At 71.4% G+C, this 8,377-nt stretch carries 11 protein-coding genes; 8 read left to right on the forward strand and 3 right to left on the reverse strand.

The annotated features are described in order from the left end of the window. Positions 1 to 199: GNAT family N-acetyltransferase (locus J0695_RS21575; protein WP_206963766.1), on the forward strand; the 199-nt coding region annotated here is incomplete at its 5' end. 39 nt (positions 200 to 238) lie between these two features. Here J0695_RS21575 and J0695_RS21580 read toward each other — a convergent pair. Continuing rightward, positions 239 to 691, reverse strand: a complete 453-nt coding sequence (locus J0695_RS21580; protein WP_206963767.1) for a MarR family winged helix-turn-helix transcriptional regulator — start codon at positions 689 to 691, stop codon at positions 239 to 241. A 119-nt stretch (positions 692 to 810) separates the two neighbouring features. On the opposite strand from J0695_RS21580, the gene J0695_RS21585 reads away from it, so the two are divergent. From J0695_RS21585 to J0695_RS21595, 3 genes are read left to right on the forward strand one after another with little or no spacing between them, the layout of a single operon-like run. Continuing rightward, positions 811 to 2,220, forward strand: a complete 1,410-nt coding sequence (locus tag J0695_RS21585; RefSeq protein ID WP_206963775.1) for an MFS transporter — start codon at positions 811 to 813, stop codon at positions 2,218 to 2,220. Positions 2,221 to 2,261: 41 nt separating this feature from the next. Then, complete coding sequence (locus J0695_RS21590) at positions 2,262 to 2,582, forward strand: DMT family transporter (protein WP_206963768.1); 321 nt, start codon at positions 2,262 to 2,264, stop codon at positions 2,580 to 2,582. Beyond that, on the forward strand, positions 2,582 to 3,124 hold the full coding sequence (locus tag J0695_RS21595) for a TetR/AcrR family transcriptional regulator (RefSeq protein WP_206963769.1): 543 nt from the start codon (positions 2,582 to 2,584) through the stop codon (positions 3,122 to 3,124). The genes J0695_RS21590 and J0695_RS21595 overlap by 1 nt, the downstream gene beginning before the upstream one ends. Here the strand turns inward: J0695_RS21595 and J0695_RS21600 are convergent. After that, positions 3,114 to 3,986, reverse strand: coding sequence for a winged helix-turn-helix transcriptional regulator (locus J0695_RS21600; protein ID WP_206963770.1), 873 nt, complete (start codon positions 3,984 to 3,986; stop codon positions 3,114 to 3,116). The two genes, J0695_RS21595 and J0695_RS21600, sit on opposite strands and share 11 nt — an antisense overlap. A 99-nt stretch (positions 3,987 to 4,085) precedes the next feature. On the opposite strand from J0695_RS21600, the gene J0695_RS21605 reads away from it, so the two are divergent. From J0695_RS21605 to J0695_RS21620, 4 genes are all read left to right on the forward strand, one after another. Continuing rightward, entirely contained in the window at positions 4,086 to 5,315 is a 1,230-nt protein-coding gene (locus tag J0695_RS21605) for an MFS transporter (RefSeq protein WP_206963771.1), read from the forward strand. Between the two features lie 9 nt (positions 5,316 to 5,324). Further along, entirely contained in the window at positions 5,325 to 6,314 is a 990-nt protein-coding gene (dapD, locus tag J0695_RS21610; RefSeq protein ID WP_206963772.1) for a 2,3,4,5-tetrahydropyridine-2,6-dicarboxylate N-succinyltransferase, read from the forward strand. Positions 6,315 to 6,455: 141 nt separating this feature from the next. Beyond that, on the forward strand, positions 6,456 to 6,989 hold the full coding sequence (locus tag J0695_RS21615) for a SigE family RNA polymerase sigma factor (RefSeq protein WP_206963776.1): 534 nt from the start codon (positions 6,456 to 6,458) through the stop codon (positions 6,987 to 6,989). Further along, positions 6,986 to 7,885: a CU044_5270 family protein gene (locus J0695_RS21620; RefSeq protein WP_206963773.1), complete on the forward strand. Its 900-nt coding sequence runs from the start codon at positions 6,986 to 6,988 to the stop codon at positions 7,883 to 7,885. The genes J0695_RS21615 and J0695_RS21620 overlap by 4 nt, the downstream gene beginning before the upstream one ends. Here the strand turns inward: J0695_RS21620 and J0695_RS21625 are convergent. Continuing rightward, positions 7,875 to 8,377 (reverse strand): dihydrodipicolinate synthase family protein (locus J0695_RS21625; protein ID WP_206963774.1); only part of this gene is annotated, 503 nt, incomplete at its 5' end. The genes J0695_RS21620 and J0695_RS21625 overlap by 11 nt on opposite strands.

Raw genomic sequence — 8,377 nt, forward strand, 5'->3', positions numbered from 1 at the left:
CCTGTGGGGCGGGGGCACGGCGCCGGAGTGGCGGGGCAAGGGGATCTACCGCGCGCTGGTCGCGTACCGGGCCGCCATCGCGGCCGAGCGCGGCTACCGCTATCTGCAGGTCGACGCCACCGACGACAGCCGGCCGATTCTGGAGCGGCTCGGCTTCACCCGGCTGAGCACGACGACCCCTTACGTGTACGGGGCGTAACCCCGCTCACGCGCACGGGGCGCAGCGCCGCCGGGCAGGTCAGGGCGCCGTCGCCCCGTCGTAGGCGGCGGCCATCCGCTCCAGGAAGCCCGCCACCGCGGCCCGCTCCTCGGGGGTCATCGCCGCGGTGGCCTCGGCGACACCCCTGATCAGAGGTTCTACGTACTGGTACGCCGCCTCCTCCCAGTGCCCGGCGGGGGTGACGATCACCTTCCTGCGGTCCGTGGGGTGCGGCTCCCTGGTCACATGGCCGCCGGTCGCCAGCCGGTCGATGACCAGGGTCATCGCCGCGGTCGACGCGGAGAGGCTGCGGGCCAGCTCGCTGGGTGTCGCGGGACCGATGTTCACCAGGTGGTCCATGACCGCGAGCCCGGCGGGGTCGACCCCCAGCCGCCTGCCCAGGTAGCGCTCGAATCGCTGCTGCCTGAGCGTGAGTTGGCGCAGCCGGTCGCGGATCGCGGCCGCTCCCGCTGCGGGCTCTTTGACATCCATGCGGCTCACGATACTCTCAATATTGCTAAGAATATTGGTAATCAATGAGTTGAGGTAAAGTGAGTGCCGAGCAGACCGCCGAGGCCCCCTACCGGTGGCGATGGCTCATCCTTGTGGTGATGCTCGTCGCCGAGATCATGGATCTGCTGGACGCGTCCATCGTCAATGTGGCGGGACCCGCCCTGGAGGAGTCCCTCGGGGCGAGCTCCGTCGGCCTGCAGTGGGTGATCGGCGGATACGCCCTCACACTCGGGGCCGGGCTGATCCTGGGCGGCCGGCTCGGCGACCGCTACGGGCGCCGCCGGATGTTCCTCGCCGGGCTGTTCTCCTTCACCGCCGCCTCCCTCCTCTGCGCGCTCGCGCCGGACATCGGGTGGCTGATCCTCTTCCGGCTGCTGCAGGGCGCCGCCGGAGCGATGCTGCTTCCGCAGGGGCTCGGTCTGCTGCGCGAGAACTTCTCCGGCCCCGAACTCACCAAGGTCTTCGGCATCTTCGGTCCTGTGCTCGGCCTCGGCGGAATCGTCGGCCCGGTCCTGGGCGGCGGGCTGATCTCGGGGGACTTCTTCGGGCTCGGCTGGCGGCTGGTCTTCCTGGTCAACCTGCCCATCGGGGTGGCCGCGCTCGTCGTCGCGTGGATCTTCGTACCGAAGAAACCCGGCGACCGCACGGTGGCCGTCGACACCGTGGGGGCCGCGCTCGTCGCCGTATCCTGCGGACTGCTGGTGCTGCCCCTCAACCAGGGGCAGGAGGCGGGCTGGCCGCTGTGGACCTGGCTCTGCATGGTCGCATCCGTCGCCGGTTTCGCCGCCTTCGCCGTGCAGCAGCGGCGCACCGCCGCGCGCGGCCGCGAGCCCCTGGTGACGCCCGCGCTGCTGCGCAAGCCAGCCTTCACCGTAGGACTCGGGGGCATCGCCCTCTTCTTCGGCGGACTGGTCGGCAGCCAGCTCGTCCTCACGCTCTTCCTGCAGATCGGGCAGCACTTCACCGCGGGCGAGGCGGGCCTCGGCAATCTGCCGCTGGCCGTCGGCACCGCGATCGGCGGGGCGGTCAGCGGGGCGTTCCTGGCCGAGCGGATCGGCCGGGCGGTGCTGCAGATCGGCCCGCTCGTGCAGCTCGCCGGCGCGGGGCTGCTCTGGTACGAACTCGACCACCTGGGCGCGTCCTTCACCGTCTGGGACATCGTCCCCGGTGTGACGGTGGCGGGGATCGGCGCGGGCATGGTGATCGCGGCGCTGTTCAGCTTCGTCCTCGCGGCGGTCGACGACGACGAGATCGGCTCGGCCTCCGGCGTGCTCTCCGCGGTGCAGTCCATCGGCGGCTCGATCGGTGTGGCCGTCTTCGGTTCCGTCTTCTTCGCGCAGGCCAAGACGGGCGACTTCACCGGCGGCTTCCACCGGGCACTCCTCGTACAGACGGGACTGCTCCTGGCCTTCCTGGCCCTCACGGTGCTGCTGCCGAAGAAGGCGCGGCCCGAGGAGACGATGCACGCCGCTCCCGGCGGGGAGGAAAAGGTGATCACGGGGGTCTGATCGCGGGGGCCTGAGGGTCGGCGTTGTGTACGGTAGTACACATGCCATACGTACTGCTGGCCGCGGCCATCGCGGCAGAGGTGGGCGGGACCACCGCCATGAAGTACAGCGAGGGCTTCAGCAAGCTGTGGCCCTCGCTGATCACGGTGGTGGGATACGTCCTCGCCTTCGCGCTCCTCGCCCAGGTGCTGAAGTCCATGTCGGTGGGGACTGCCTACGCGATCTGGGCCGGCATCGGTACCGCGGCCATCGCCGCCATCGGCATGCTCTTCATGGGCGAGCCCGCGAGCGCCGCCAAGCTCGGGGGCATCGCGCTCGTCATCTGCGGTGTGGTGCTGCTCAACCTCGGCGGCTCCCACTGATGGCCCGCCGCTACGACCCCGAACGCCGTCAGCGCATCATCGACGCCGCGATCCGGGTGGTGGGGGAGAAGGGGATCGCCGGGCTGAGCCACCGCTCCGCCGCCGCCGAGGCCGATGTGCCGCTCGGCTCGACGACGTACCACTTCAAGACACTCGACGAACTGCTCGTGGCTGCTCTGCGGCAGGTCAACGGGGAGCCGCAGACCGCCGTCGAGGGCTGGGAGCGCATGCTCGGCGAGGGGGAAGGATCCCTCGCCGAGCGGATCACCCGGCTGCTCGGCCGGCTCGTCGAGGGCGACCGCGGCCGGATGCTCCTGGAGTACGAGCTCTACCTCGCAGCCCTGCGCCGCGCGGCGCTGCGGCCGGTCGCCGCGGAGTGGCTGGACGGTCTGGTCGAGGTGATCATCCCGTACGCCGGCTCACCGGCCACCGCGCGTGCGCTGGTCGCGCTGATCGACGGACTTCTCATCCAACTCCTGCTCACCGGGCGGGAGTTCGACGCGGACGAGACCCGCGAGATACTCGCCCGCGTCATCGCCTGACGGCGGAGAGCGCGGCCTGCACGCTCGCCTCGATGTCGGTGACCGGGTAGATCGCCTCGCGGATCGTACGGTCGCGGTCCACCACCAGCGTCAGCCGCTTGAGGCGGCTCACCCCGGAGGCCCGGAACGTCGGCAGGCGGAGAGCGGCGGCCAGGGAGAGGTCGGCGTCCGAGAGGAGCGGGAAGCGCAGACGCTCCTTGTCGGCGAACGCCCGCTGCTCGTCAGGGCGTTGGGTGGACACGCCGTGGACGGTCGCGCCCGCCGCCGTGAACTCCGCGAGCTGGTCGCGGTAGGTGCACGATTCGAGCGTGCACCCCCTCGCGCCCGGGATCCCGGCCCAGCCGGGCGGGTAGGAGTCGGGGCGGGCATAGGCGCTGGGGAAGCAGTACAGCACTGTGTGCGGGGTGTCCTGGGACACGGGGTCACGCAACTCGCCGTCATAGTCCAGGAGTTGAATCTCCGGTACGCGCGTGCCGATCAGTCCGTGCACCCGCCCGGCCTCCTGTGAGGCCCCGGTCGTCGTCGCCATCGTCTCTCCTTCTCCCAGCACCCAGGCGTCTCCCCAGTCCTGGAGTGCGATCAGTACGGGCAGCAGGGCGCGGCCGCGCGGCGTGAGCCGGTACTCGTGGCGGGGCGGGCGGTCCTGGTACGGCTCGCGCGACAGCACGCCCGCCTCGACCAGGAGTTTCAGTCGCTCGGTGAGTACTTTGCGGGACATGCCCAGCTCCCGCTGGAGCGCGTCGAAGCGGTGCACCCCGCGCGCCGTGTCGCGCACGATCAGCAGGGTCCACCAGTCGCCGACCACGTCCAGGGCCTGGGCGATCGCGCAGTCGGCGTCGTTCAGGCTGGTGCGCTGAGGCATCTCCCCGTCCCTTCTGTCATGCCGTTGACCTGTGGGGAGCATGCTGCCATAGTCCGTTCCCAAGAGGAACTTACATGGCGGGTGTGGGGGGCGGACAGCGTGAAGACCGTGCGGGATGTACCGAGAACCGTCTGGCTGCTGGCCTTCGGCCTCTTCTTCAACGCAGCCGTCGCCTTCACCTTCATCTACCTCTTCGTCTACCTCACGGGCGAGCGCGGCCTGCCGGTCACCCGGGCCGGAGTGCTCAGCGGCATCGGCGGCATCGGCATCGTCGCGGGGAACTTCACCGGCGGCTGGTACGGGGACTGCTGGGGCCACCGCAGGGTCCTGCTCACCGCGGCCGCGTTCAGCGGGGCGGGGCTGATCGCGCTGCCCGTCCTGCCGACGGCGGCGCTGTACGCGGTCCTCCCGCTGTGCCAGTACGCCTCGGGCGTGGTCAGGGCCGCCAACTCCGCCCTCGTCGCGGTCTCCGTCCCCGAGGGGAGCCGCCGTCAGGGGTTCGCGGTGATGCGGCTCGCGAGCAACGCGGGGTTCACGGTGGGGGCGCCGCTGGGGGCGCTGGTCGCCGCGTCCCTCTCGTACACCTGGCTCTTCGTCATCGACGGCATCGGCTCTCTGCTCTTCGCCGCCTACGCGGCCCGGGTGCTGCCCGCGCACGGGGCGCAGCGGGCCAAGGGCGCCCGGGGCCATCAAGGGCCCGGTGTCTGGCGGGAGCTGAAGGCGCGACCCACCGTACTGCTGCTGCTCGTCACGATCTTCTGCGCGGACATCGTCTACCGCCAGCTCTTCTCCACCGTGCCCGTCTTCCTCGGCGACCACGGCATCTCCACCGCCGTCTACGGCTGGGTGATCGCCATCAACGGCGGACTGATCCTCTGCCTGGAGCTCCCTGCCACCATCGCCCTGCGCAAGCGGGCGCCGCTGGCGGTGGTCGGCTCCGGGCTCGTCCTGGTCGGACTCGGCTACGCCGCGCTGATCCTGGGGGCGTCCGTGGCGGTGGCCGTCGCGATGATGGTGCTGCTCACGGCGGGCGAGATCCTCTACAAGACCCCGGCCACGGCGTACGTCGCCGACCAGGCGCCCGCCCACGCCCAGGGCCGCTTCCAGTCGCTGTACGCGGGGGTCTCGGTGAGCGGAGTCGTCCTGGCCCCGCCGCTCGGCGGAGCGCTGTACGCGGCCGCACCGGGGGCCTTGTGGCCGCTGAGCGCGGCCCTCGCGGGCGTGGCAGGGGCGATCCTGCTGGTCGCGGGACGTTCACCGGCGCGGCAGGCCGCGTCGGCGCGACCGGCCGTCGAGACCGGTTCGCCTCGGCAGCCCGCCTCCGGTTAGCGTTCGGGCATGACCGAAACGACTTCTTCCCGCTCCACCGGCGCCGTCGCCGCCGGCCTCGCCACCCTCACCTCCGACGGCACCGTCCTCGACACCTGGTTCCCCGCCCCCGAGCTCACCGCCGAGCCGGGGCCTGCCGGTACCGAGCGGCTGAGCGCCGAGCGGGCCGTCGAGCTGCTGGGTGCGGGCGCCGCCAAGGCGGTCGGGGCCGATGCCCGTCGTGGTGTCGAGGTCGTCGCCGTCCGTACGGTCATCGCCTCGCTCGACGACAAGCCGCTGGACGCGCACGACGTGTACCTGCGTCTGCACCTGCTCAGCCACCGCCTGGTCAAGCCGCACGGCGTGAACCTGGACGGCCAGTTCGGCTTCCTCGCCAATGTCGCCTGGACCTCGCTCGGTCCGGTCGCCGTGGACGACGTCGAGACCGTACGGCTCAACGCGCGCGCCGAGGGGCTCCACCTCCAGGTGACGTCCATCGACAAGTTCCCGCGTATGACGGACTACGTCGCGCCGAAGGGCGTGCGCATCGCCGACGCCGACCGCGTCCGGCTCGGGGCGCACCTCGCCGAGGGCACCACCGTCATGCACGAGGGCTTCGTCAACTTCAACGCCGGCACGCTGGGCACCTCGATGGTCGAGGGGCGCATCTCCGCCGGAGTCGTCGTCGGCAACGGCTCCGACATCGGCGGCGGCGCCTCCACCATGGGCACCCTCTCGGGCGGCGGCAACGTCCGCATCGTCATCGGCGAGCGCTGCCTCGTCGGCGCCGAGGCGGGCGTCGGGATCGCGCTCGGCGACGAGTGTGTCGTCGAGGCCGGTCTGTACGTCACCGCCGGTACGCGCGTCACGCTGCCCGACGGCCAGATCGTCAAGGCCCGTGAGCTCAGCGGCGCCTCCAACATCCTGTTCCGCCGCAACTCGGTGACCGGCACGGTCGAGGCCCGCCCGAACAACGCGGTCTGGGGCGGCCTCAACGAGGTGCTCCACAGCCACAACTGATCTGTTCGCAGTGGCCGAACGGCCCGCGAGGCGATGTCGCCCCGCGGGCCGTTCGCGTATTTTCCGTTCCACAGGCATAGCGGGGGGCGGCCGCACACGTCACAAGGGGCAGCGACAACCGCCCGAAGAGTGAAGGTGACGATGAATGCCGAAGGCCAGGAGAGCTTCCGCGAGTTCGTGGAGTTGCGGTCCCGCGCGCTGCTGAAGACCGCCGTGCTGCTCAGCGGCGGCGACCGGCACGCCGCCGAGGACCTGCTCCAGAGCGCGCTGGTGAAGGCGGCCGGGCGGTGGGAGCGGATCGAGGAGCCGGAGGCGTACGTACGCCAGATCCTCTACCGGCTCCAGGTCGGCCGGTGGCGACTGCGCTGGCCGCGCCGGGAGTTGACGGTCGCCGACCCGCCGGAGCGGGCGCACGGCGACAGCGCCGAAGCCGCCGTCGATCTGCGGATCGTCATGCGGCGGGCGCTCGCGCGGCTGACCCCGCGCCAGCGAGCGGTGCTCGTACTGCGGTACTTCGAGGATCTGCCCGAAGCCGACGTGGCCAGGCTGCTGGGGTGCTCCATCGGCACCGTACGCAGCACGACCCACCGCTCGCTGGTCCGGCTGCGCACGGTCGCGCCGGAGCTCGCACCGTCCGTCGAGCGTGACCTGAGGCCTGTGGAGGTTCGGCCGTGAACAACATCGAGAATCTGGTGCGGGACACCCTGTACGACCTGGAGCAGGAGAGCGTCGAGGCCCCCGCGGACCTCGCCGACCGCGTGCTGCGCGTACGGAGGCGCAGGCCCGCCCGGCTGGTGGCCGCGGTGAGCGCCGCCGTGGTTGCCGCTCTCCTGATCGGGACGCAGGCGCTGAGCGGGGGCGGCGAGCAGGGGGCGTCCACCGCTGCTCAACCGCCTTCGTACGTCTGGGAGATGGGCAGCGCCCGGCAGGTGTTGCTCACCGCGGGGGGCGTGGTGGCCAACGATCCGGTGCCGACGCCGCTGGCAGGACAGTGGACGTACCGCAAGAAACTGGAGGTACGGGTCCAGGAGGACGGGCCCGGGGAGGAGCGGGGCGGGCCGCGGGAGACCGAGCACTGGAACCGGTACGCGGACCCGGCCTTCGAGAACGGGAACGCCGGTGACGACCATTCGCCCCGTGAGCGCTTCCGGTTCCTTGCCGCGCTGCCGGCCGATCCAGCGAAGGTGAAGGCGGCGGCCCGCACCTTCTACCCCTCCGCCGGAAGCGCCGAGTCCCGCACGCAGCACGACTTCCGGGCGCTGAGTCTGCTGGCCATGTCCTCCCCGGCCGATCCGCGCGGTCTGGCCAAGGTCTATCGGGCCATGGCTACTGTCCCTGGGCTGCAGGCCGTCCAGACCATGGACGCTGCGGGCCGGGACGCGATCGGCATCTGCCTTCCCGACTCGAAGTCGCCCACCATGCGCGAGCTGCTGCTTCTCGACCCGGCGACCTACCGGTACAGCGGCAGCGGGTCCATGAAAAAGACCGGTGATGGGTGGGTGACGGTGCCGGCGGGTTCCGTGGCCCTGCTGGCGACCGGGATGGTCGGCAAGGACGGCGTCAGGCCCTGAGCAGCTCCTCGTACGCCGCCCGCAGCCCGTCGGTCGCCTCGCGCCCGGCGGGCTGCAGCGGTTCGCGGACCGGGCCCGCTTCGACGAGCGCCTTGGCCGTCACTGTGCCCGGCAGGCCGCTCGCCATCATCAACTCCGTGAGCGGGAGCAGGAGTTGGTTGAGGCGGGCGGCCTCTGTCGTGTCGCCCGCGTCGTACGCGTCGAGCACCGCGCGCAGCTGGCGCGGTGCCACGTTCGCGACCGTACTGACATAGCCGGCACCGCCCACCGCGTACAGCGGGAGGTTCAGCTCCTCGCAGCCCGAGTAGTACGCGAGACCGGTGCGCGAGATGACCTTGGTGGAGCCGAGGAAGTCGTACGCGCAGTCCTTCACCGCCGTGATCCGCGGGTGCTCCGCGAGACGCAGCATCGTCTCCGGCTCGATACGGGTGCCCGTGCGGCCCGGGATGTCGTACAGCATCACCGGGACGCCCGCCGCGTCCGCGCTGGAGG

This window comes from Streptomyces beijiangensis, assembly GCF_017315755.1.
In the GTDB taxonomy this organism is placed as follows: domain Bacteria; phylum Actinomycetota; class Actinomycetes; order Streptomycetales; family Streptomycetaceae; genus Streptomyces; species Streptomyces beijiangensis.